20 protein-coding genes, 1 tRNA gene, 2 rRNA genes and 1 pseudogene (1 of these 24 running past the window's edge) are annotated in these 21,593 nt (G+C 62.2%); 1 reads left to right on the forward strand and 23 read right to left on the reverse strand.

Annotated features, from left to right (window positions below; translation table 11 throughout):
- Positions 1-23: 23 nt before the first annotated feature.
- From AABQ55_RS00405 to AABQ55_RS00500, 20 genes and pseudogenes are all read right to left on the reverse strand, one after another.
- Positions 24-1,016, reverse strand: coding sequence for a FecR family protein (locus AABQ55_RS00405; RefSeq protein WP_272806836.1), 993 nt, complete (start codon positions 1,014-1,016; stop codon positions 24-26).
- A 100-nt stretch (positions 1,017-1,116) separates the two neighbouring features.
- Positions 1,117-1,614, reverse strand: coding sequence for an RNA polymerase sigma factor (locus AABQ55_RS00410; RefSeq protein ID WP_272806837.1), 498 nt, complete (start codon positions 1,612-1,614; stop codon positions 1,117-1,119).
- Between the two features lie 161 nt (positions 1,615-1,775).
- On the reverse strand, positions 1,776-2,738 hold the full coding sequence (locus AABQ55_RS00415) for a metal ABC transporter substrate-binding protein (RefSeq protein ID WP_272806838.1): 963 nt from the start codon (positions 2,736-2,738) through the stop codon (positions 1,776-1,778).
- A complete protein-coding gene (locus AABQ55_RS00420) occupies positions 2,735-3,640 on the reverse strand; it encodes a metal ABC transporter permease (RefSeq protein ID WP_272806839.1) in 906 nt (301 codons plus the stop codon). Before AABQ55_RS00420 ends, AABQ55_RS00415 begins: the two co-directional genes overlap by 4 nt.
- Positions 3,637-4,332 carry a metal ABC transporter ATP-binding protein gene (locus AABQ55_RS00425; protein ID WP_272806840.1) on the reverse strand — a complete coding sequence of 232 codons (696 nt, stop codon included), beginning with the start codon at positions 4,330-4,332 and terminating at the stop codon, positions 3,637-3,639. Before AABQ55_RS00425 ends, AABQ55_RS00420 begins: the two co-directional genes overlap by 4 nt.
- Positions 4,333-4,391: 59 nt before the next feature.
- The gene (locus AABQ55_RS00430) at positions 4,392-5,351 is read right to left on the reverse strand and encodes a metal ABC transporter solute-binding protein, Zn/Mn family (protein WP_272806841.1); all 960 of its coding nucleotides are present in this window, start codon (positions 5,349-5,351) and stop codon (positions 4,392-4,394) included.
- Positions 5,348-5,956 carry a DUF6162 family protein gene (locus tag AABQ55_RS00435; protein WP_272806842.1) on the reverse strand — a complete coding sequence of 203 codons (609 nt, stop codon included), beginning with the start codon at positions 5,954-5,956 and terminating at the stop codon, positions 5,348-5,350. The genes AABQ55_RS00430 and AABQ55_RS00435 overlap by 4 nt, the downstream gene beginning before the upstream one ends.
- Positions 5,953-6,276, reverse strand: a complete 324-nt coding sequence (locus AABQ55_RS00440; protein WP_272806843.1) for a hypothetical protein — start codon at positions 6,274-6,276, stop codon at positions 5,953-5,955. The genes AABQ55_RS00435 and AABQ55_RS00440 overlap by 4 nt, the downstream gene beginning before the upstream one ends.
- Positions 6,273-6,818 (reverse strand): thiamine pyrophosphate-binding protein, encoded by a 546-nt coding sequence (locus AABQ55_RS00445; protein ID WP_272806844.1) that lies wholly within the window; start codon positions 6,816-6,818, stop codon positions 6,273-6,275. The genes AABQ55_RS00440 and AABQ55_RS00445 overlap by 4 nt, the downstream gene beginning before the upstream one ends.
- Entirely contained in the window at positions 6,815-8,020 is a 1,206-nt protein-coding gene (locus tag AABQ55_RS00450) for a PepSY-associated TM helix domain-containing protein (RefSeq protein WP_272806845.1), read from the reverse strand. Before AABQ55_RS00450 ends, AABQ55_RS00445 begins: the two co-directional genes overlap by 4 nt.
- A 142-nt stretch (positions 8,021-8,162) precedes the next feature.
- Positions 8,163-10,646: a TonB-dependent siderophore receptor gene (locus AABQ55_RS00455; protein ID WP_272807527.1), complete on the reverse strand. Its 2,484-nt coding sequence runs from the start codon at positions 10,644-10,646 to the stop codon at positions 8,163-8,165.
- A 213-nt stretch (positions 10,647-10,859) separates the two neighbouring features.
- Positions 10,860-11,789 carry a FecR family protein gene (locus tag AABQ55_RS00460; RefSeq protein WP_272806846.1) on the reverse strand — a complete coding sequence of 310 codons (930 nt, stop codon included), beginning with the start codon at positions 11,787-11,789 and terminating at the stop codon, positions 10,860-10,862.
- Positions 11,790-11,866: 77 nt separating this feature from the next.
- Positions 11,867-12,361: an RNA polymerase sigma factor gene (locus AABQ55_RS00465; RefSeq protein WP_272806847.1), complete on the reverse strand. Its 495-nt coding sequence runs from the start codon at positions 12,359-12,361 to the stop codon at positions 11,867-11,869.
- Between the two features lie 258 nt (positions 12,362-12,619).
- A complete protein-coding gene (locus AABQ55_RS00470) occupies positions 12,620-15,142 on the reverse strand; it encodes a TonB-dependent siderophore receptor (RefSeq protein WP_272806848.1) in 2,523 nt (840 codons plus the stop codon).
- 149 nt (positions 15,143-15,291) lie between these two features.
- Entirely contained in the window at positions 15,292-16,230 is a 939-nt protein-coding gene (locus tag AABQ55_RS00475; RefSeq protein ID WP_272806849.1) for a FecR family protein, read from the reverse strand.
- Between the two features lie 81 nt (positions 16,231-16,311).
- Entirely contained in the window at positions 16,312-16,839 is a 528-nt protein-coding gene (locus AABQ55_RS00480; protein WP_272806850.1) for an RNA polymerase sigma factor, read from the reverse strand.
- A 165-nt stretch (positions 16,840-17,004) separates the two neighbouring features.
- The gene (locus AABQ55_RS00485) at positions 17,005-17,703 is read right to left on the reverse strand and encodes a TonB-dependent siderophore receptor (protein ID WP_272806851.1); all 699 of its coding nucleotides are present in this window, start codon (positions 17,701-17,703) and stop codon (positions 17,005-17,007) included.
- A complete protein-coding gene (locus AABQ55_RS00490; RefSeq protein ID WP_272806852.1) occupies positions 17,679-18,065 on the reverse strand; it encodes a hypothetical protein in 387 nt (128 codons plus the stop codon). Before AABQ55_RS00490 ends, AABQ55_RS00485 begins: the two co-directional genes overlap by 25 nt.
- Before the next feature lie 27 nt (positions 18,066-18,092).
- The gene (locus AABQ55_RS00495) at positions 18,093-18,869 is read right to left on the reverse strand and encodes a TonB-dependent siderophore receptor (RefSeq protein WP_272806853.1); all 777 of its coding nucleotides are present in this window, start codon (positions 18,867-18,869) and stop codon (positions 18,093-18,095) included.
- A 109-nt stretch (positions 18,870-18,978) separates the two neighbouring features.
- A pseudogene (locus AABQ55_RS00500) lies at positions 18,979-20,074 on the reverse strand (ISL3 family transposase); the annotation flags it as partial.
- On the opposite strand from AABQ55_RS00500, the gene AABQ55_RS00505 reads away from it, so the two are divergent.
- Entirely contained in the window at positions 20,027-20,656 is a 630-nt protein-coding gene (locus tag AABQ55_RS00505; protein ID WP_272806854.1) for a cupin domain-containing protein, read from the forward strand. The pseudogene AABQ55_RS00500 and the gene AABQ55_RS00505 sit on opposite strands and share 48 nt — an antisense overlap.
- 129 nt (positions 20,657-20,785) lie before the next feature.
- Here AABQ55_RS00505 and AABQ55_RS00510 read toward each other — a convergent pair.
- The 3 genes from AABQ55_RS00510 to AABQ55_RS00520 all read right to left on the reverse strand — a co-directional run.
- A tRNA-Met gene (locus tag AABQ55_RS00510) sits at positions 20,786-20,862 on the reverse strand.
- A 101-nt stretch (positions 20,863-20,963) separates the two neighbouring features.
- Positions 20,964-21,078: ribosomal RNA gene (rrf, locus tag AABQ55_RS00515) — 5S ribosomal RNA — on the reverse strand.
- Between the two features lie 336 nt (positions 21,079-21,414).
- A 23S ribosomal RNA gene (locus tag AABQ55_RS00520) occupies positions 21,415-21,593 on the reverse strand; it runs 2,704 nt beyond the window's last position.

The raw sequence follows: 21,593 nt of genomic DNA on the forward strand, positions 1-21,593 counted from the left end.
TACACACATGGAAACGAAACTTTCTACAAGCCGATAAGGACGAGCCTTCCGCCGAGCCCGATCATCCGGAAGCCGACGATGGACTGGATGGAGACGAGCGCGCGGTCAGGATCGGCGAGCGGGAAGCTGCCGCTGATGCGGTGGTTGGCGAGGGAGGGACTGACGACGACGAGGCGGCCTGGCCGATAGCGCTCTATCTGCGCCACGACGTCGCCAAGTCGGGCATTGTTGAAGACATAGCGTCCGCCATGCCAGGCCATGGCGTCGTCGATGACGACTTCCGTCACCGCACCGACACCGTTCCCGTCGTAGTGCACGCGCTGGCCGGGCTGCAACCTCGCGCGGCCATCCGCGCTCGCCACCGAGACGCTGCCTTCGGCAAGGGTGACCGCGACATCGTCATCGGCAATTGCGACATCGAATTCGGTGCCGTGGACGACGGTCTCTCCGTCCCGCGCTGCAACGACGAAAGGCACGGCCGAGGACCGCACGGCAAAGAAGGCGTTCCCGCGCAGCAGCGTCACCCGCCGCTCGCCGGCGGCAAGGTCAACGTCGAGCGCGCTGTCGGCATCGAGCAGCACCGTCGAGCCGTCGCCAAGTTCGACGGTGCGGCGCTCGCCGCGCGCCGTGGCATAGTCTGCGCGGAGATTCTGCAGGGCGTTCGGATATTCGAGCCAGGCGGCCGCCCCCAGCACCATGACCACGAGCGCGCCCGCGACGGCGACCCGACGGTTGCCCTTGCGGCGCCGCGCCTGTGCCTCTTCCATCGCGTCCAGATAGACGGCCAGCTTGTCCCGTTCTTCCTCGGCGACAGCCGAACCTGGCTGTTCCACTGCCCGCCACATCGCCTCGACCTGTCGATAGGCGGCGTCATGCGCGGGGCTGGCCCTGCGCCAGCGTTCGAAATCCCTGCGATCGGCCGGCGACGGCTCGCCCTCGAGGCGGGTAAACCATGCAATCGCTTCCCGTTCGATCCGGCTGGCCGGAGGGGAGGAAGGCTCCTTGCTGACGGACATCGAAGGACTCTCGCCTGAGGTGCCGCGGGCGACGGCCCGGACATGCTGCTTCTACAGGATTGACGTCTCATCCCCGCCGATCCTCATCGGATGAAGAGGATTATTCGCTGGCCGCCTTGCAGGCAAGCATGGCGCGGGCCATGTGCTTTTCGACCGCGCTGCGGGAAATGCCCATGGCCCCGGCGATCTCGCCATAAGAGCGGCCGTGGACCTTGTGCAGCAGGAAGATATGCCGCGTGCGCTCCGGCAGGCCGCGGATCACCGCGTCGAGGCGCTGCATGTCCTGCCGGGCCTCAAGAACCTGTTGGGGCGAGGGAACCGCCGCCGCGAGCTGTTCGGGAAGGATGGCATTGCCGAAATCGCGGCGCACGCGCTGCGCCCGCAGGTGATCGACGACCGCATTGCTGAGCGAGCGGTTCACATAGGCGCCGGCATCCTCCGGCCGGCCCGCCGCGCGCTCGTGAAGGCGCAGGAAGACATCCTGGATGAGATCGGAGGCGGTGGCGTGGCAGCCGAGCTTGCGGCCGATGCGGCGCAGGAGGCCCGGCCGTGCCTCGGCATAAAACGCCTCAAGCCAATTGCCTTGAACATCCGCCACGGCGTACCGCCCCATCCCGTCTAAGGCCCGCCCATTCGCCATGAGCGGCCGAGCAGCGGTCATCCGGCAAAGGTCGCCTCAGATCCGCTAAACATGTCTCTTTAAGTCATGTTTATAGGCGAACGCGGCCCCGATCAACAGCAAGCGTGGTTTCGCATGCTCTATCGCGGCTTGAAGGCGCGTTCCAGCCCGTCGAGATTGCCCGCCACGACCTTGACGATATCCGGCGCCTCCCCTTCAACACTGGAGAGAAGCGCAACCCTCGCGCCGGCCTTTTCCAGCACCGCGGCAAGGGTGGGCGGGGGTTGGGTATCGAGGAGCACGACGGAAACGCCGTTGGCCTTCATCCACAGGAGGAGCTTTTCGGCGCGCTGGGCTGTCCACTCGTTCGGCGCCGCGGTGATCGAAGCGAGGAGGTCGATGCCGAGATCGGCGGAAAGATAGGCGAAGTGCGGCGACAGGGCGATGGCAGTGAGGTCGTCGGCTTCGGCAAGGGCCATGTCCGCGCCGGCCTTGAGGGCGAGGATCTCCTGCTTCAGCGCGGCGAGGTTTACGGCGATTATGTCGGCCGACGCGGGGTCGAGGCGGGAGAGATCGGCGGCGAGCACGTCGGCCATGCGGCCGAGGCTGCTCGGCGCCAGCCACGGCGCGGCGCCCTCGCCCGTCGCCGGCATCGGCGCGAGGTCGAGCGCGGCATAGACGGCGCCGTCGTCGGACGGTTCGGCGATGGCGATGCCGGGGAGCGCGCCGTCGAGCGGCCGTCCGGTATCGATCTCGACGATGCGGATATTGCCGCGGCGGGCATGCGGATAGAGCGGATCCTCCGGCCAGAAGGAGCGGAAGGTGATGACCGCATCGGCTTCGACCGCCGCCTTTTCGAGCGCAGCCCTGCCGCGACCGGCGAGATAGGAGGCGAGCCGCGTCGCCGGCAGTTTTGCCGGCTGGATTGCTTCGACGGTGATGGCGCTGTCGCGAGCGAGCAGCGACGTCAGTGCGAAGGCGGCGGGATGCGCCGTCAAAACCTTTGCTGCGCGCCTTTCCTGCGATGCCGAGGCCGGAACACCCAGCGCGGGCGCTGCGATCATGGTGGAGAGCATCGTCCGGCGCGAGAGGAAACGGCTCATGCGGTGTCTCCTTTGAGGGCGGGAAGCAGCGCGCGGGCCGCCGCGCAGCCGAGGAAGAGGAGGCCGGCGGCAAGGATGATCGCCGCGCCCGAGGGAATCGGCAGGTCGAGTTCCATCGGGACCAGGATGCCGGCCATCGTTGCGACGAGCGCGAAGAGGACGGAGAGGGCGACGAAGCCCTTGAGCGAGCCGGAGACGGTCCGCGCCGCGGCGGCCGGGATGACGAGCAGCGCGCCGACGAGGATGGCGCCGATGATCTTGACGCTCGCCACCGTCACCACCGTCACCAGCATGACGAAGAGATAGTCGAGCGCCTTGACCGGCACGCCGCGCACCGAGGCGAGCGTCGGATGGAAGCTCGCCGCCATGAAGCGGTTGAAGAACAGGACCGTCAGCGTGAGGACGACGAGGCCGACGGCGGCGAGGATAGCGATGTCCGTGCCCGAGACTGTCAGGATCGAGCCGAACAGTACGTTCTCCAGGATATGGATGTTGATGCGGCCAGCGAGCACCAGGAGGATGCTCGCGCCGAGCGCCAGCGACATGGAAAGGAAGACGCCGATCAGCGTATCGGCCGAAAGGCCCGTCCGGTTGCGCAGGTAATTGAGCGCGATGCCGAAGATAAGGCAATAGCCGAACAGCGAGCCATAGGGGCCGGTATAGGGTTCGCCGAGGAGGATGCCGATCGCCACGCCCGTCAGCGCTGCATGGCCGACGGCTTCGGAGAAGAAAGCGTGGCGCTTGACCACGACCAGCGTGCCAAGCCCGCCAAGCACCGGCCCGGCGATCAGGCCCGCCAGCAGCGCATTGACCGCAAAACCATAGGCCAGCGAGGGCGGCAGATATCCTTCCGCCGCCAGCGTCATCACAGCCTGGCGGAAAGTTTCGAACCAGACGCTCATGCCGCACCTCCTGCCCGGTACGAGAACAGTGCCATCACCCGTTCCGGCGTCAACTCTGCCTCCGGCACGCCATCGAAGAGCACGGCGCGGCTGAGGCCGGTAACACGGTCGGCAAGGCGCCGGACGGCGGCAAGGTCATGCTCGACCCAGAGGATCGTGGTACCGCGCGCCCTGAGCGTGCCGATCAGCCGTTCGAAGATCCGCGCCCCCGCCTCGTCGAGGGCGGCCATCGGCTCATCGAGCACGAGGAGGTCGGGGGAGGGCATCAGGCCCTGTGCCATCATCACGCGCTGGCGCTCGCCACCGGACAGTGCGCCCATGCGCCGCCTCGCCCTGCCCTCCATGCCAACCTCGGCCAGCGCAGCAAGGATTTTCGCCCTGACCGATGCCTTGGGTGACAGGAAGGCAGGCCGGTTCGCCACGAGGGCAGCCAGAAAATCCATCACCGTCATCGGCAGACCGCGGTCGAACTCCAGCGCCTGCGGAACATAGCCTATCCGGCCCTGCTCGCCCGGCCAGTCGATGGCGATCGCGCCCGTATGCAGCGCCTGGCCGAGCAGGCAGCGGATCAGCGAGGACTTGCCACCGCCATTCGGGCCGACAATCGCATGCACCGTACCCGGTTCGGCTCGAAGTGAGACCTGGGAGAGAACCTCGGTGCGCCCAAGCACCAGCGAGACCCGGTCGAACACGATGGCAGGACCTGATCGAGTTGTCGTCTCGGCTGGCACAGGCAGTGGGATGAATGCATTCACGGATTTGCCTCCGCTCCGCCTTGCTCGCGGATCGCCGTCACCACCGTTGAAAAGTTCTCGGCCATCTCGACCTCGAACTTTTCCGGCCGGTACGCGCCATAGATGATGTGGGAGAGCGGATAAAGCCTGATGCCGGTCTCCCGCTCGATGGTCTCGACATAGGTCGATGGAAAATTCAGCTCGGAGAAGATGACCCTCACGTCGAGCGCCTTGATGGCGTCAATGGTCTTTGCAAGCTGGGCCGGGCTGGGCTCGATGCCATGCGCCGGCTCGACCACCGCCGTCACCTCAAGGCCGAACTCGCGCAGCAAGTAGTCGTAGGCACCATGGATCGTCGCGACGCGGAAGCTGGCGCCGGGCATTGCGGTGAGTTCGGAGAGCGCCGCAGCCCGGATTTTCCGCAAGCGCTTCGCATAAGCGCGGGCATTGTTCGTATAGTCGGCGGCATTGTCCGGATCGAGCTTGCCAAGCTCGCGCGCGATCGTCTGCACCTGCTGGATGGCGCCGGCAATCGACAGGAAGGTGTGCGAATTCACCACCTGGCCGGAAATCGTGCGACTGTTGCCCATGCGGCTCGAAACGCCGCCGACGGCCGCCAGCAGCGGCACGTCGCGATTGGCTTCGATGATGGGGATGGACGGTTTCTCAGAAGCCGCGATCATGCGCTCGGCGAAGTCGTCATGGCCGATGCCGTTCAGCACCACCACGTCTAGCGTGCCGATCCGGCGGATATCCTCTGCACGCGGCTCATAGGCATGCGGATTGAAACCGACCGGGATGAGCGGCACCACCTCGGCTTTGTCGCCGACGATATTGGCGACATAGGAATAGTAGGGATGCAGCGTCACGCCGACCCTGAGTTTCTTTCCCGTTGCCGAACTTGTTGCCTGGGCAGCGGAAAAGGAGAGAGCCATCGCACCGGCTACCAACGCTCGCCGCGAGAGGAGAAACGTCATTGGCCGGCTCCTCGTGTCACCGATGCATCATAGCGGCTGACGATTTCCTTCCAGCCGGAAGCGATCAGCGCCTCGTTGGACAGACCGGAAACCGCGGTGTCCGCCGAACGGCTCAGCCAGACGGAGGAAGCGCCCTCCTCAGTGTGTCCATGCCCATCTGCGGTCGTCGCGATGCGCAAAAGCAACGAGCCTGCGATCTCGACCGATGCCGTCTCACCAAGCCAGCCGGCAAATGCGCCGTCGGATGGCACCAGGCTCCAGAGATGATCGCCGCGCCCCTTGCTCGTCGCGTCCTTGGCAAAGGGCGGCAGCGCTTCCTCGGCAAGCTCTTCCGGCGTCGGCACGCTGCCGGCAGCAAGTACGGAGGCGATCTCGGCCGCCGCGACCTTCATATCCGCATTGAGGCCCTGTTCGGCCGCCGTCAGCCCATCGCGGGCGTCGACCTGCCATTCGGCGACCGACACCACGTCCGGCGCGCGTGTGCGCAGGCCAACCACTGTCCCCGCGACAAGCACGATGACGGCACAGAGCAGCACGACGAAAAGTGTCTCCCGCTCGGCGCCGGCAGGGCGAATGAGGACACGCGTACCATTTTCCAAGGTCATGGGGCGAGCCCGTCTATATCCCGCCAGTCCACTTCCACGACATGGCCGGGACCGGCATCGAAGAGCACGTAGAATTCACCGGATGGCCTGTCGAAGCGCACGACGGAATCGGATCCGAACTTGCCGGGAACCAGGATCTGCTCGTCATAGGAGATGACATCGAGTGTCACGCCCTCAGCGCCCGTTCCATCGGAGAAACCGCCCTTGCAGGCCACCTTGCCGTCCTCGAGCGCACAGGTGCAGTAAGGGTAGTGAGCAAAGGCCGGCGAAGCGGTCGCCACAGCCAGCAAGGCAGCGAGCCAAAGAATTCGGTTTCTCATCGCGTCTCTCCGCGCTGCTTCAGCCACGCGATCGTGGCGGGGGATGCTTCATCGAGGGGAATAGCGGCCTGATGCACCGTGCCGTCCCACCCTTCCACGGTAAGCCACAGGGCATCGGCAGGCTTCGCGCGCTCGGGGATCGGCACATCCGCCATTTGGCGATAGGGTCCACCTGACAGGACGACGCCGGCAGCACGCAGCGAGCGCGGCTTGCCGATCCGGAAATAGCTCGCCTTGATATGATCCGCGTCCTCAGCGTTCCAGCGGATCGCGAAGGTCTTCATATGACCGGCAAGGCCCTGATCGGTCGGCGCATTGGCCATGTATTCCGCAACATGAACATGCCAAGGGCCGATCGCCTTCTCGCCGAGCTCCCGCTGGCCGAGACCGGAATCGCCGAAGAACAGCGCCTCCTCCCGGAAGAATTTCGGGCCGAGTAAGATGGGGATGACAAGCAGCAGCGCGCTCAGATGAAAGCGCCAGCGATGCCGCCCGCCGGGAAGGCCGGCATGCGGGTTGGTCTTGACCTTCGCGACCGTCATTCCGCGGCCTCCCGCGCACCCTCTGCCGATGGCAGGGTCCGCTCCGCGCGGACGTCGCGCACCAGCTTGGCCGTCGCAAGCGCCGTGCGCTTCAGCCAGATCATCATGCCGGAGAACACCATCATGGTAAGCAGCAGCCCGAAGAGGAAATAGACGAGCTTCAGCCAGAGGCCCGCGAAATCACCGGTGTGGAGCGGACGCATGCTCTCGGTGACGAGTTCGAGTGCCGAGCGGTCGGAGACGCGGCGCGTCCATTCGACCTTGCCGTTGTAGGGGTTGACGTTGGCCGTCTCGAAGATCAGCGGGTAGGCCCCTCGCCCACCCACGACAATATGGCCGAAGGCATTGCTCGGCAGCGAGACGAAATCCGGGCTCAGATCCGGGAATTTCTCCCGCACCAGTTCCCCGGCCTGGTCGAGCGAAATCCAGGGCGCCTTCGCGCCGCCCTCGACCGGAACGTCTTCGCGCGCCACAACGGGCGGGACGCCCGCAGTCGACACGGTGATGTTGTTGTCCGCAAGGATCTGCTGGATCAGGAACCATCCCGCCGTTACCGCCATGATGGCAATGAACGGCACCGACCAGATGCCGGCGAGGCGATGGAAATCGCCCCAGAAGATGCGCGGGCCATTGCGCAGGCGCAAGCGCGGATTGAGATAGCCGCGCCAGAACTTCTTGTAGACCACGAGCCCTGTTATGAGCGATCCCAGCATCGGGATGGACAGAGCGGAGACGAGATACCAGCCCCAACTCGTCGCGCCGACGAAGGGCACGAGCAGCCAGCCGTGCAACGCACGCATGAAATAGCGGAAATCGAACACGCCGCCGACGCCCTGGATCGCCCCCGTATAGGGATTGACGAAGAGTGAACGTGTGCGCCCATCCGGATAGCTTACGAAGACATCGAGCGCGAAGATCGATTTGACCGGCCGGGAGATGAAGCTCACCGCCACGCCGGGCTCGGCCTTCTCGACGGCTGCCAGGATGGCGTCGTAACCCAAGGGCACGGCATCGGATGTCGGCCGGTTCGCCCGCACCTCCGGCTTGGCCAGCCAGACGATTTCCTGGCTTACCGTGGCAATGGTTCCCGTCAGACAGACGAAGAAGATCAACACCCAGAGCGGCAAGGCCAGCCAGCTATGGACGATCAACCACAGGCGCGTCGCCTTCTTTTTTTCCTTCGCCGGCCGTGTCGTTTCCATCAATTCCAGACTTTCAAGATCATAAGTGGACAGTGCCTCTCCTGTATTAGACGAACAGAGGCCCGCCGTGTCCCACCTCCAAAAGTGAAATAATTTTCCAATATGACGGCGGCTGATACCACGACCGCCGTCCCGGCTCTTGTCAGAAGGTGCTACGCAGCGTCAGGAGGAAGTTTCGCGGCTCGCCATAGACGTTGTTCTTCGCCAGAGAACCCAGTTGCGAAAAGTACTTCTCGTTGAACAGGTTGTTGACGTTGAGGGTCACGGACGTGGTTGCATTGACGTCATAGCGGAGGCTGACATCCGCAACCGCGTAGGCCCCTTGGGACAAGGTGTAGGGGATACCGATCGAGCCACCGGCACCGTCGGAAACATACTCGGTACCCTTCACGGTCGTCCTGCTCTGGGCACGCACACCGGCGCCCAGCGTCCAGGCGGAATATTCGCCCGGCAGATTGTAGGCGGCCCACAGTTTCACGAGGTGCTTTGGAGTGATAGCGCCGTAGAACGTGTCCGCTCCTTTGTTTTCATTGACGTTCAGCGTGTAACCGGCAAACAGCTGAAGACCGTCGACAACCTCGCCGCTCACCTCAAGATCGATACCCCGGCTGACGACGTCGCCCGATGCCGTGTAGCAGCAACTGCTGCCATTGTCGGGATTGTAGGCGCCGGTGAACGTTGGATCGTAAACCGCCTCACCATTCCTCGTCGTGTGATAGAGCGCGATGCCGGTGTTGAGGCCACTATTCAGAAGTTCGCCCTTCAGGCCCACTTCGTAAGTTCGGCCGGTCACCGGCTCCAATGGCGTGCCGGGTTCAGGTCCCCTGAGATAGCGCGCCTGCGACTTGTAGATATCAGCATAGCTTGCATAGGCCGTCCACTGGTCGGTGATGTCGTACGTCACCGCGCCAAACGGCGTCAGCACGCCGTTGTCATTGTAGTCGAGCGCCTCCGTCCAGTTCACCGAGCCATCGCGATTGTAGCTCGCCCGATGGAACGTCATGCCATAGTTGCCATATCGCGCGCCGACGATGACGTGCAGCGGGTCGGCGATCTCGAACCGGCCGCGCGCATAGGCGCCATAACGCTCTTCTCCGTAGGGGTAGAAATTGAAGTAATAGTCGGAGGGGAACGCGGGGGTATCGCTGTCCGACCAATAGGACGATTTGAGATCGTCGAGATTGACGGCAGGTCCGGCGAATTCGCCGCGTCTTACATTGGAGCTGTGCTTCGAGTAATCCAGCCCGACGACGATTTCGTGCTCTCGACCGAAGGCTTCGAACGCGCCGTCCACATGCGTGTCGAGCTGAACCTGATAGCCGTCGCCCCAATTGTAGGAACCGTTGTAGGACAAGCCATCCTTCGTGACCGGGTCGACCACCCCTGTCACGAAACCATATTTGGCATCGTATTTGTGGCCGGCATAGGATCCGGTCGTGGTCCATGTCCAACCGTTATCAAATACGTGTTTGACTTCACCGAACACCTCCCAGTTCTCATGGTGCAGATAGCTCCAATCCGTCCCGAGGCTGGTGGATACCGGAAAATCAATCGCCGAGCCGTCGGCATAGCGCGGCAAGCCCACCGTCCAGGGCGTGCTGTCTTTCTTGTCGTAGCTCCCACCGAGCATGACGCTCGTATTGTCGGTCACGTCGGCTTCGAGCACGCCATAGAGCGCAAGGTTCCGGCTGTCGCTTATATCGTAGAAAGCATCGGTACGATCGAAAGCGCCTACGAAGCGTCCGCGCAGGCCGTCGCCCTGCGTCAATGGCCCGGTTACGTCGAAGACGGACTTGACCGTGTTCCAGCTTCCGGCCGACAGTTCGCCCGATGCCTGGAATGTATCGAGCGGGCGCTTGCGGGCGAGGCTAATCACCCCTCCGGCTTCGCCATTGCCGGAATAAAGACCATCGGCGCCGCGCAGAACTTCGACCCGGTCATATTTCACAAGATCGACTGCCGAGATCGTGTCGAAAGCGCTCGTCACGCCCACGGCCCCGCCATCGACCCGGATGTTATTGATTTCGAACCCGCGCGAGAAAAAGCGCCCGCTGCCATAATACTGGTCAGGCGTCACGGTCACGCCTGTTGCCGTATCAAGCGCCTCGGCAAGGGTGGTAATGCCACGATCCTGAATCTGCCTTGACGTAATGACGGTCACCGATTGCGGCGTCTCGCGCAGACTCTCCGATGTCTTGCCTATCGTGCTCTCGCTGGTCGTATAGGAATTGCTGCCTTCGGTGGTTGCGCTGCCGCCGACCGTGATGGTTTCGAGCGCAGTCGAGCCGTCAACCGCGCTACCGACGGCCCCGGCGGCGACCGGATCGACAATCGTCACCGTATTGCCGTTGATGCGGGTCACGAGGCCTGTGCCCGCCAATATCCTGTTCAGCGCATCCGAGCGGCTCAGCGCCCCCTGCGCCCCGCCCGAGCTTTTACCGCGAACCAGATTGGCGTCGTAGAAAAGCTGAATGCCGGTTGCATTGGCGAACTGCACCAGAGCGCTCGACAAGGGCTGAGCGGGGATGGCGAATGCGGCCGCCCGCGCGGTACGACCGGATGTCGGCGTCTGCGCATGGGCCGGCATGTAGAGCGACGCCGCTATGGCCAGTCCGCTCGTCATCATCACGAGAGCAACACGTCCCGATCTGCGTTGCTTGCGCTCACCGCAAGCGCCCGCGCCTGCCGTTCCCCATCCAGCCCCCATGGCATCACCTCTCGTCAATGGGCCTGCCACAGCAGGCGTATTTGTCATGCGGAGGCGCCCATCGAGCGCCCTCGTGAAGAAAGACACCCGGCGAGGGCTGGCTAATGATCGATAGCGCAAATTATTTTCGGACTAGCGACGATAGACAACGGCTAGGAGACCGCCAGGGTTCAGCACGCGGATCGGCAAGGTTTCGGCGATCGTCTGTAGGGCCTGCTCAGCCTGCCGCGTCTCGAAGATCGCGGTGACGGGCATGTCGCCGATGCTGTCATCCATGAGAAGAATACGACCGCGCCGATAGCGTTCCAGCTCTCGCAATACGCGCCGCAACGGAACGTCCTCGAAGATGATCCTGTCCTTGCGCCACGCGGTGACTTGCTCCCGGTCGACCACCTGCGGCTCGTCAATCCCGTTTGCGCTGTAGCGCACCTGCCAGCCTTCATCGACTGTAGCGGTCCTGACGGCATCAAGTGCCACCGTCACCGCATGCTCGGTTACCGATACGACAACCGCGTCGTCCACAAGCTTGATGTCGAAGGCCGTTCCGAGCGCCTGCGTGGTTCCCGGCCCGGCGTTTACGGTGAAGGGACGTCCCGGATCCGGCGCGACCTGGAAGAACGCCTCGCCGCGATGAAGCGCAACGCGCCGCTGCCGGTCATCGAACTGCACCGAGAGGGCGGAATAACTTCCAAGCTCGACGACGCTGCCATCTGCAAGCTGCAGTGTTCGCCGTTCCGCGATATCGGTCGTGTGATCGGCGAAGAAGCCGGGCCGCGTCAGGACGTAGCCGCCGGATCCCAATGCCAGGACGGCAAAGCCGCCGAGCATCAAGGTGCGACGGCTGAGCCCGTCCGACGCGCGCATGCGGTCATATTCCGGCTTGACGATATCGAAGCGGTCCCAGAGCCGCGACGCGCGTTCGAACGCCGCGGCATGGGCCGGGCTCGCGGCGAGCCAGACAGTGAAAGCATGCCGATCCTCCGCATTCGCCTTGTCGTCCTTCATGCGGACGAGCCATTCGAGTGCTTCGTGATAGATCGGGTCTGTATCGGGGTCCGTCATGGTGTTTCCGCGGGGCGCCTGCCTTCACTCCTAAAACACTTCGCGCACCGGAACCAATGACCGGCGGCGGGTATTTTTCAGAGCCGGCGGTCGAGTTCGGCGAGCGCCGCGACGATCTGGGTGATCACCGTATTGCGCGATATGCCCATGCGGCTTGCCACCTCGTCATAGGAAAGCCCCTCGATGCGGTTCATCACGAAGGCTTCCCGACGCCGCGGCGGCAAGGCGGCCACCGCCTCCAGCAGCCGCCTGAGTTCGCTGCGATAGAGCGCGACGGTTTCCGGGGACGGCCTCACATCCGCGATCAATTCCAGATCGAGCCCCGCCTGCTCGATATCGCCCCGCCGGCGCGCGTCGCGCAGATGATTGAGCGCAAGGTTTCGCACCGCCTGGGTGACGTATGCTGCGCTAGGGGAGCCTGGCTGCTCAGACTTACCGAGAATATTGGCAAAGACCTGCTGGACGACATCTTCCGCCGCCGCGGGATTGCCGACGATCCGGCGCACGAAAGCGCGCAGACGCCCATGCTCCTTCTCGTACAGTCTGGCGATCTCCAAAGCGCGCGACGTCATCCAAAGTGGTTCCCGGTCGTTCCTCCCCCCGGTTAAAGAACCGGGTTTTCGAATGCAAACACATTGATTTAGAGGAATTCCAGGGCGAAGTGAATAAACTTGAATTAAAAAATCATATTTCTATTGAAAAACATCGACTTCCATTCCGGAGACCGCCTGCGAAGCAGTCGATCATGCAAGCAGTTCAGCACGTGACGTAGCAAAAATGCCACATGCGACACACGCGGCTGACAAGCGGCCGCGTGTGTCCGGAAGACATCAGAACGTCGCCTTGGCGGTGAGCAGGAAGTTCCGGGGCGCGCCGAAAGAGTTCGGGCCTTCGAAGCCGCCAATGCTCTCGTAGTATTTCTTGTCGAGCACGTTGTTAACGTTCAGCTGAAGATCGAACGTGTCATTCACCTGATAACCGATCACGAAATCCAGCACGGCATAGGGTTTCTGAACGACCGGGGTCACGCCGAGCGCGGGCCACGTGTCCTTGAGCGAAACGGACGTCATCTTGCTCTGCCAGCGCAAGGCGCCGCCGATCCGCCACTTATCCATCTCGTCGGGAAGATGATACATGGTGGAAAGCTTGAACTGATGCTGCGGAAGGAAGGTGTTGTAGAGGTCCCCGACAGCACCAGTATTGGAATCCTTCGTGACCTGCGCATGCGTGTAGGTGTAGCCAGCCATCAGATTCCAGCGCGGCAGGATTTCACCGGACACCTCGAAATCGATGCCCTTGCTCTCGACCTCGCCGACACCGCGATAGCATTCCCAGCCGATCGCGCATTGTGTGCTCGGCAAGGACTCGGGAAGGTTCTCCTGGAGGGTGTAGAAGAGAGACGCCCCGATGTTCAGGCGCTCGTCGAGGAAGGTCGCCTTGGCGCCCACCTCGTAGTTCGTGCCCGTGACGGGATCCAGTCCGCCACCCGACGCGCTGGTATAGCCGGATTGCGGCTTGAAGACGCTCGTGTAGCTGGCATAGACCGAATAGGTATCGTCGATATCGTAGATGAGCCCCGCATAGGGCGTGAACTGGGCATTCTGACTGAAGGTCTTGTCGACGATCCAGCCGGCATCGTCCGTCGTGGAATGGTACCGGTACCAATCGAGACGGGCGCCGGTGATGAGCTTGAGATCATCCATCAGGGAGAAACGCCCCATCCCGTAGACCGAAGTCTCCTTGACTTCCTGCGTTCTCGACCACTTGCCCCAGTAGCCGAGAATATCCGGAATGGGGAACGATTTTGGGTCCCATGTGTGGGGATCGATCGTCGTCAGGTCGAAACCGCCCGTCGCGGTGTTGTACGCGGCCCCGACATCGTAGATTTCGCTGGTCCGATGGCTTGCTCCGAACGCCAACTCGTGCTCCTGATCGAAAAGCTCGACCGGACCGGACGCATAGGCGTCAAAACTCCGCTGGTCGCGCTCGTATTCATAGGCACCGCCACGCATGGCGTAGACGGTATTGCCGGCAGCATCGTAGGTCGGCACCTGAAGGAACGTGCCCTTCATGTCCATCGTCGTATCCAGCGCGCGCGCCGCAATCTTGGCCGTCCAGCCATTGTCGAATTCATGCTGGATTTCGACAAAGCCGCTTGCACCAGCCTTGTCCCAATAGGCCCAGGACGGAGACAGCCGGATGGAGCGGTCGATGTCGAGGAAGGTGCCATCCGGGTTCGTGCCGAGACCGTTCCAGTCGGCACCGGGATTGTCTTCGCGATTGTAGTAGCCGCCCACGCTGAGCGTCGTGCTTTCCCCAAGGTCGAATTCCAGCGTGCCGTAGTAGAGCTGCCGCTTGTTCTCGTAATCCCGGATGAAGCTGTTCTTGTCCTGCAAGCCCGTGACGAAGCGGCCGCGGATCGTGCCCTCCTCGTTCAGCGGGCCACCGGTGTCGAGTTCTCCACGATAGTTGGCCCAGCTGCCAATGCTGGTCGTTACCGATGTCCGCGCCTCGTCGCCCGGCCGTTTGCGAACGAAATTCATGGTGCCGGACGGATCGCCCGTGCCGGTGACAAGCCCCGTCGCACCGCGCACCACCTCCACATGGTCATACATCGACAGCGTCCCGTCGGTGAACGTATCCGGTTCATAGTTCACCGGCAGTCCGTCCAGCATGAAATTGTTGATCGTGAAGCTGCGGGAATAGTATCGCTGGCGCTCGCCACCCCATTTGCGCAGGCTGAGACCGGTCGAGTTGCGGACCACATCCTCCACCGTCGTCATGGCCTGATCGTCCATCTTCTGCCGCGTGACGACCGCAACGGCCTGCGGCGTATCGTGGACGGCGAGCGGCAGCTTGGTTGCCGCGCCCATCGCTCCCGTCGTGTAGGATCCCGTGCCTTCGGTGACTGAATTGCCCGCGCCGACAACGGTGATGGTTTCAAGCTCCGTCGAGCCGTCATCTACACTCTCGGTGGCCCCGGTCGCTGCCGGGTCGATGATCGTCACCGTTCTCGCATCGGGAAAGCGGTAGGTGAGACCGGTGCCGCTGAGAAGGCGATCGAGTGCCTGCTCACGGGTCAGTGCACCCGAGATGGCACTGCTTCTCTTGCCCCCAACCACGCTCGAGGGCAGTAGAAGACGCAGCCCGGCGCGATCGGAAAAGAGCGTCAGTGCAGCGCCGAGATCCTGCGCGGGAATGTCGAAAGCAGCGGTTACCGACCGCGCCGTCTTGGCCTGTGCCCCGGCAATGTCAGGCGCTCCCGCCACCGCGAAGCAACACGCGGCCGTGGCAAGCCATCCCTTTTTCCGCCACGACGCTCGCGCGTCGACCGTTGCTGTCATCTTGCCCATGAAACTGCGTCCCCTGCTCTCATCGATGCCAGGGACCTTTATGCCCGCCGATCGGCTGGCCTCGTGTCCCCTCATAGCCAAGGACGACACGGCATCAGCGATCTTGCAGTGCAAACTTCAAGAAAGATGATTTTTTCAGTCAACAACACTTACCGCAGGATCGTGACAAGTGGCAGATAGGAGATGCGGACCGGCAGAGTCGCCTCGATGGTGCGCAGGATCGCATCCGGATCGTTGAGATCGAACACGCCTGTCACCTTCAGCGCACGCAGTCTGTCGCTCAAGATGACAATCTCGCCGCCGCGATAGCGCCGGATTTCCGCGACGACCTCACCGAGAGGCTTGCCGTTGAAGATGAGTTTGCCGCGGCGCCAAGCTGTTTCGCTCTCCGCATCCACGGCCTCGGCGTGCAGCGCATGGCCGGCAGCATAACGGACCTGATGATCAGCGCTCGCTATAACGCGTTCGTCGCCGGCCTCGTCCGTCGAGACAGCAACGGTTCCTTCGACCACCGTGACGACCACTTCGGCGGGGCGCATGTCCACATCGAAGACGGTGCCGATGGCCTGCGTCCAGCCATTCGCCGCCGCGACCACGAAGGGCCGGCTGGCATCGTGCGCCACGGAGAACGTCGCCTGACCGTAGTAAAGGATGAGCGCACGCCGGCCGGTGGTGAAATCAAAGGACAGGGCAGTCCGCGCATTCAACCGCACCGTCGAACCGTCCGGCAGGGTCTCCGTCCGCTGTTCACCCGTCCCGGTCGTGTAATCGGCAAAGATGGCGGGGCCAAGCAGACCTGACCGATAAGCCCCTATACCCAGAAACGCGACGCCGGCGGAGCCAAGAAGCGCCCGGCGGGTCGTAACGCGGCGCTCCCTGCCCCGCGCCTCGTTTCCGACGACGCCCAAGCCGTGCCAGATGGCTTCGGCCTCCTCGGCCGCAAGGCAGTGTTCCGGGGATTGTTCGCGCCATGCGGCAAAGGCCGCGCGGTCGGTATCATTGGCCTTGCCGGAATGGAGCAGCACGAGCCATTCGATCGCCTGGTCGCTTAGCGCAATATCTGCCTGTTTCCGTTTTTTCCCGGACACGTTTCGCCCTCTTCCAAGCTCCATCAGCCTATAACAAGGACGATGCGGCCTGTCCCGATTTGCAGCGGAAGAACGAAACGATCATGAAGACGCGCGAAAATGATCGCGGCAATGGCGCAGCGCCTGCGCCAGATACTTCGCCACCATGCTTTCCGAAACACGCAGCTTTCCGGCGATCTCGCGATGAGAGAGGCCGTCGCACCGGCTGAGCAGCAAGGCCTTGCGGGCTTTCGTCGGCAACTCCGCCAGTGCCAGCGCAAGAAACCGCAACTGGTCCCGGTCGATCGCGAAGACCTCCGGCGAGGGATAGGTATCGGCGATCGCCTCGTAGAGCGTGTCATCGCTCACGCAGCGGGCGCGATGCCGGTTTTCCCGGCGGGCAAGATCGATGGCGATATTACCGGCGATGCGCAGCAGCAGCGCCTGATGATCGTGAATGATGGCAGGTTCGTCCTTCATGCGCGACAGGCGAATCCAGGTCTCCTGCATCGCCTCCTCCGCCAGTTCATGCGAGCCGGTGCGGCGCTTCAAGGCGCTGCGCAACATCTTCCAATGCCGCAGATAGACCGACATGAGGTCATCTTGAAGGTCGGTTGCGGAGGTGGTCATTGCGTCGGGCTCGTGCAGGAAATCGGTGCCCAAGCCGCCGACCCGATAGTGCACGTCCGGACGGTTGGAGCCCCAAACCTATAAAGTTGCATAAAAATGTCAAGTTTATGGTTCGGGATTCTTTCCTCATTCCCAAACAGGCGGTCCGGCGAACCGCCTCGGGAGCTAGAACTTGTAGATGCCGGTCAGCATGAAGCTGCGCGGCGCGCCGAGGATGTTCGCATTGTCCGTATACCCGACACTCTTGTAGTAGGACTTGTCGAAGAGATTGTAGACGTTGAGCTTGAACTCGGTGTGTTCATTCGGCTTGTAGGCAGCCATGAGGTCGACAAGACCATAACCGCCCTGCCTGGCGTTCATGTAGCCGCGCACATTGCCCTCGATTGCGCTCTGGATGCGTGCAGAGGCGCCGACACGCCAGTTTTCCAGCTCACCTGGAAGCATGTAGACCGTCGACAAAGTCAGCATATGCTGCGGCTTGTCGCGACCATAGCGGTCGCCCGCGAGGCCCGTCGTGGAATCCTTCGCGAAGCGCGCATTGACATAGGTGTAGCCTGCAAAGACCTGCCAATCGTCGGTGATCAGACCGGAAACTTCAGCCTCGAAGCCACGGCTTCGAACCGCCCCGGCGGTCGAATAGCACTCCGGCGCGCCACCACACGCACTTGTAGGAAGCTGCACGGGCAGGTTCGTCTGATCGATCCAAAACAGCGCGAGGCTCGCGTTGAACCGACCGTCCAGCGTCTCCGCCTTCACACCGACCTCATAGTTGGTGCCCTCGACTGGAGCCAGCAACCCGCCCCCTGCAGCCGTATAGTTCTGCGGCTTGAAAATCGACGTCACGCTGCCGTAGACGGTGAACATGTCAGTGACGTCATAGGTCGCGGCAACATAGGGCGTGAACCTGGCATCCGCCGAGAAGGCCGCGCCTTCCGTATAGGTCGCGCTGCGGAAGAACGAATCGCTAGCGGATCAGCGATATTGAACTTCGCCGTGGCGTAGGCGCCGTAGTTGACGGCATTTGCCTGCCGTTCCCAGAGATAGTTGAAGGCCGGCATCGGCACGTCGATCGACGTCTGCCAGCTGAACGGATCGAATTGATAGGGGAAGGAGGACGGCCAGCCGCCCGGTCCGTCGTCGTGATTGTCGCGGCGATAATTCGCGCCGATCGACAGTTCGTGCGTGCGGCCCAGGAAATCGAACGAGCCCTGCAGGTTCGCATCCAATGCGGTCTGCTTGTGATGGTAGTGATACTAGCCGACATTGTACTCCAGCACGTCCTTCGTCAGATCGAGCCGATAGAGCGAGGCACCAAGCATATCCATCTCAGCATCGACATAGCTACCCTTGAGATTCAGCAACCAGTCGTTCTCGAATTCGTGCCTCACCTCACCGAAGACGTTGACATTCTCCTTGTTCCAGTAGGTCCAGGATGGGCTGGAGCGGACGGAACGGTCGAAATCGTAGAACGAGCCATCCGGCCGGGTCGGCAGGCCGTTCCAGTCCGCACCGAGGTTCTTCTCCTTGTTGTAGAAACCGCCGAGAGTGAGCATCGTCACGTCGGTCACGTCGGCTTCGAGAACACCGTAATAGAGTTGACGCTTGTGCTCGTACTCCTGGGTGAACGTATTGGCATCCTGCAGAGACGTGACCATGCGGCCGCGCAGTGTGCCCGCCTCGTTGAGCGGGCCGCTGGCATCGAGCATGCCGAGATAATCCGCCCAGCTGCCGACAGAACCCGAAACGGAGATCTGCTGTATATCCGTCGGGCGCTTGCGCACCAGGTTGATCGATGCCGAGGGGCTTCCGGCGCCTTCCAGCAACCCAGTCGCCCCGCGCACCACTTCGATATGGTCGTACATGGTAAGCGTCGCCGAGCCGACCGTATCGGAATCATGGCTGATCGGCAGGCCATCGACCATGAGGTTCTCGACCTGGAAACCGCGCGCATAATAATTGCTGCGCTCACCGCCCGTGGCGGAGACCGTGATACCCGTGGTGCGGCTCAACGCATCCTCGACGGTCGTCATGCCGCTGTCCTTGATGCGCGCGCTCGTCACAACGCTGACGGACTGCGGCGTCTCCTTGATCGAGTGTCAATCGGCGTCCAATATTGGCTCTGACGCAATCTCGATGACATCACGGCACTCCGACGATACGTGCCTCAAGCAGATCAAGTTTCCCGCGGCCGTACATCTGGCGCTTGATGAGCTTGAGCTTTGTGATCTGGCCTTCCGTCTGGCCATTGGACCACTGGGAGGTTATCGCATTCTGGATTGCGGCTCGGTCTCGGATAACGCCATTCGCGAATGATGCGACCAGGCTTTTCGCCGCGCGTTCGATCCAGCCCTCCAGATCACCGGAGGACTTGCGGCGCAACATGCCATGGAAGCTCTCGACGATATCCCTGGCCTCCACAAGGTCCGGCAGCCTCTCTTCGATGGCGGCCACCGTCATGGTTTGAGCCTTGGTCAGGTTGTTGCGCTCGAGGGTCATCAGGCGAACAACGGTACGCGCGGCGGGAGCATGACCGAGTCCACTTTCAGCCTTTTTCGGCCCGTCTTCGTCTCGTTGCCCATTCGGTGACAACACGCAGGCCTCCGCCAAAACCAGCCAGGCGAAGCTGCCGCCACAGTTCGGCGCCATTACGCAATCCAGCATCCCATTGCGCTTCAAGCCAAGGCAGATGCGGTTCGAGAGAGGTTTGGCGGACCCGGAAGATGTCGGTACGCTGACCACGAACGACACTGCGGACCAGCTTTCGGCTATGCCCGGTTCGGCGCACGATTTCCTTGATGGACAAACCCTCACTGACGAACCCGCGGATAACGGCATTTGTCTCTTCGCGCCGTAGATATCCCTCGTATTGCAGCCGCTCAGCGGCGGTCAGCAGTTTCGGATTTACGGTTGCAGTGCCGATCGCCATCCGGACCTGCCGCATCGATTTGCGAACAGCGTCGAGAAAGGCCTGACTGGCGTTTTCCATCAGATGCCAACGGTCGGCGACCTGATCGGCGTGTGGGAGAGCTCGTGCGACGGCCTTCGCATATCCACCGCCACGGTCTCTTGCGACGATCTCGATCTGGGGCTGCTGGATCAGCCAGGCCTCGGCGGTCGCCTGTTCCCTGTCGGGCAACAATGCGATTGCCCTTCTGCGTTCAAGATCGCAAATGATGGTGCCGTATCGATGATTGCGTCGCCAGGCCCAGTCATCAATGCCGATGACGCTCGGTGGTATCGGCGCAGGACGGTCGTATCGGCGAGCCTCGGCGTCCGGCTGCGGCTCGCACGGCAGATGAAGGGCCTGACGCTGAAGGAACTCGCCGAAAGCAGCGAATGCTCGCAGAGTCTCCTGTCGAAGGTGGAAAACGGCAAGGTCCTGCCCTCCCTCCCGATGATCCATCGCGTCGTGCAGGTGCTCGAAACCAACATCGGCTGGCTCTTCGACGAGCCGGCCGACAACGAATCCGTCATTTTCCGCAAGGGCACGCGTCCGTTCATCACCCTCGACAGGCACAAGGGCACCTCGCGCGGCCTGATGCTCGAACGCATCATTCCCTACAAGGACGGCCATCTCCTCCAATGCAACATCCACCACCTGGAAGTGGGCGGACAGAGCGGGGAGACCATCACGCACGAGGGCGAGGAGGTCGGCTATGTCCTCACCGGCGTCGTCGAACTGACCCTCAACGGCGACACCTTCCGCCTCGAAGCCGGCGACGGTTTCTGCTTCCGCTCGAGCATTCCGCATTCCTACCGCAATATAGGCAATGACGCAGCGAGCATCCTATGGGTATGCACCCCACCCACGTTTTGAAGCCCTTCGCGCAAAAATGTGCAATGTTTTGGGGTGTTGGGGGTGGGATGAAGCGCTGTCGGGTTAGCGGTTGACGGGAGAGGGCCGGAACGCAAAAAAGCCCCGTCCGTGTTACGGCGGGGCTTTGTTTGGTTGCGGGGGCAGGATTTGAACCTGCGGCCTTCAGGTTATGAGCCTGACGAGCTACCGGGCTGCTCCACCCCGCGATATTCCGGTATTTCAAGAAGTGGGGTTTCCGCTTTTGCGGCCCTTGTCGGCCTTGGCCGATTTTTGTTCCGAGAAGATTGTTTCACATTGCCTTTAGCAGACCTGGCAGCGACCTACTCTCCCGCGTCTTGAGACGAAGTACCATTGGCGCTGGGGCGTTTCACGGCCGTGTTCGGAATGGGAACGGGTGCGGCCACCCCGCCATGACCACCAGGTCGGCTAAGGGCAATGTTCATGCCGAAGGCATGAACATTGTTCCTGTCTTGCTTTGGCAGACCTTTCCTGCTCGCTCGTCGCTCACAGGGGTGCCAAAGCGGCCATACGGGAACGTATGCGCATGCTTCGTGCATGTTTTGAGAAGCTGGTAAAGGCAATGCCTTCTTTGTTTTGAACACGTCTTTGAACCTTTTCGCGTTGGCGATCTAACAGCCGGCAGAGCCGAGCCGCCGGTCGTCCGGCGCGCCGTCCTTGAGGAGCAGCGATCGAAGATCGCGATGCGCCCGTGAGGACAAAAGGTCTTTGCTCATCTTCGATGAGCATATTCAATGAGAACGATCAAGCCAATCGAGCGATTAGTACCGGTAAGCTTCACACATTGCTGCGCTTCCACACCCGGCCTATCAACGTGGTCGTCTTCCACGGCTCTCAAGGGAATACTCGTTTTCAGGTGGGTTTCCCGCTTAGATGCCTTCAGCGGTTATCCCTTCCATATATAGCTACCCTGCTATGC

The sequence above is a fragment of the Shinella sp. WSD5-1 genome (assembly GCF_963942435.1).
GTDB classification, from domain to species: domain Bacteria; phylum Pseudomonadota; class Alphaproteobacteria; order Rhizobiales; family Rhizobiaceae; genus Shinella; species Shinella yambaruensis.

Coding starts and splice junctions, on each gene's coding strand:
- AABQ55_RS00405 (WP_272806836.1), bottom strand. CDS start 1,016: ATGTCCGTCAGCAAGGAGCCTTCCTCCCCTCCGGCCAGCCGGATCGAA.
- AABQ55_RS00415 (WP_272806838.1), bottom strand. CDS start 2,738: ATGAGCCGTTTCCTCTCGCGCCGGACGATGCTCTCCACCATGATCGCA.
- AABQ55_RS00420 (WP_272806839.1), bottom strand. CDS start 3,640: ATGAGCGTCTGGTTCGAAACTTTCCGCCAGGCTGTGATGACGCTGGCG.
- AABQ55_RS00430 (WP_272806841.1), bottom strand. CDS start 5,351: ATGACGTTTCTCCTCTCGCGGCGAGCGTTGGTAGCCGGTGCGATGGCT.
- AABQ55_RS00435 (WP_272806842.1), bottom strand. CDS start 5,956: ATGACCTTGGAAAATGGTACGCGTGTCCTCATTCGCCCTGCCGGCGCC.
- AABQ55_RS00440 (WP_272806843.1), bottom strand. CDS start 6,276: ATGAGAAACCGAATTCTTTGGCTCGCTGCCTTGCTGGCTGTGGCGACC.
- AABQ55_RS00445 (WP_272806844.1), bottom strand. CDS start 6,818: ATGACGGTCGCGAAGGTCAAGACCAACCCGCATGCCGGCCTTCCCGGC.
- AABQ55_RS00450 (WP_272806845.1), bottom strand. CDS start 8,020: ATGGAAACGACACGGCCGGCGAAGGAAAAAAAGAAGGCGACGCGCCTG.
- AABQ55_RS00455 (WP_272807527.1), bottom strand. CDS start 10,646: ATGATGACGAGCGGACTGGCCATAGCGGCGTCGCTCTACATGCCGGCC.
- AABQ55_RS00460 (WP_272806846.1), bottom strand. CDS start 11,789: ATGACGGACCCCGATACAGACCCGATCTATCACGAAGCACTCGAATGG.
- AABQ55_RS00465 (WP_272806847.1), bottom strand. CDS start 12,361: ATGACGTCGCGCGCTTTGGAGATCGCCAGACTGTACGAGAAGGAGCAT.
- AABQ55_RS00470 (WP_272806848.1), bottom strand. CDS start 15,142: ATGGGCAAGATGACAGCAACGGTCGACGCGCGAGCGTCGTGGCGGAAA.
- AABQ55_RS00480 (WP_272806850.1), bottom strand. CDS start 16,839: ATGACCACCTCCGCAACCGACCTTCAAGATGACCTCATGTCGGTCTAT.
- AABQ55_RS00485 (WP_272806851.1), bottom strand. CDS start 17,703: ATGTTCACCGTCTACGGCAGCGTGACGTCGATTTTCAAGCCGCAGAAC.
- AABQ55_RS00495 (WP_272806853.1), bottom strand. CDS start 18,869: ATGACGACCGTCGAGGATGCGTTGAGCCGCACCACGGGTATCACGGTC.
- AABQ55_RS00505 (WP_272806854.1), top strand. CDS start 20,027: ATGATTGCGTCGCCAGGCCCAGTCATCAATGCCGATGACGCTCGGTGG.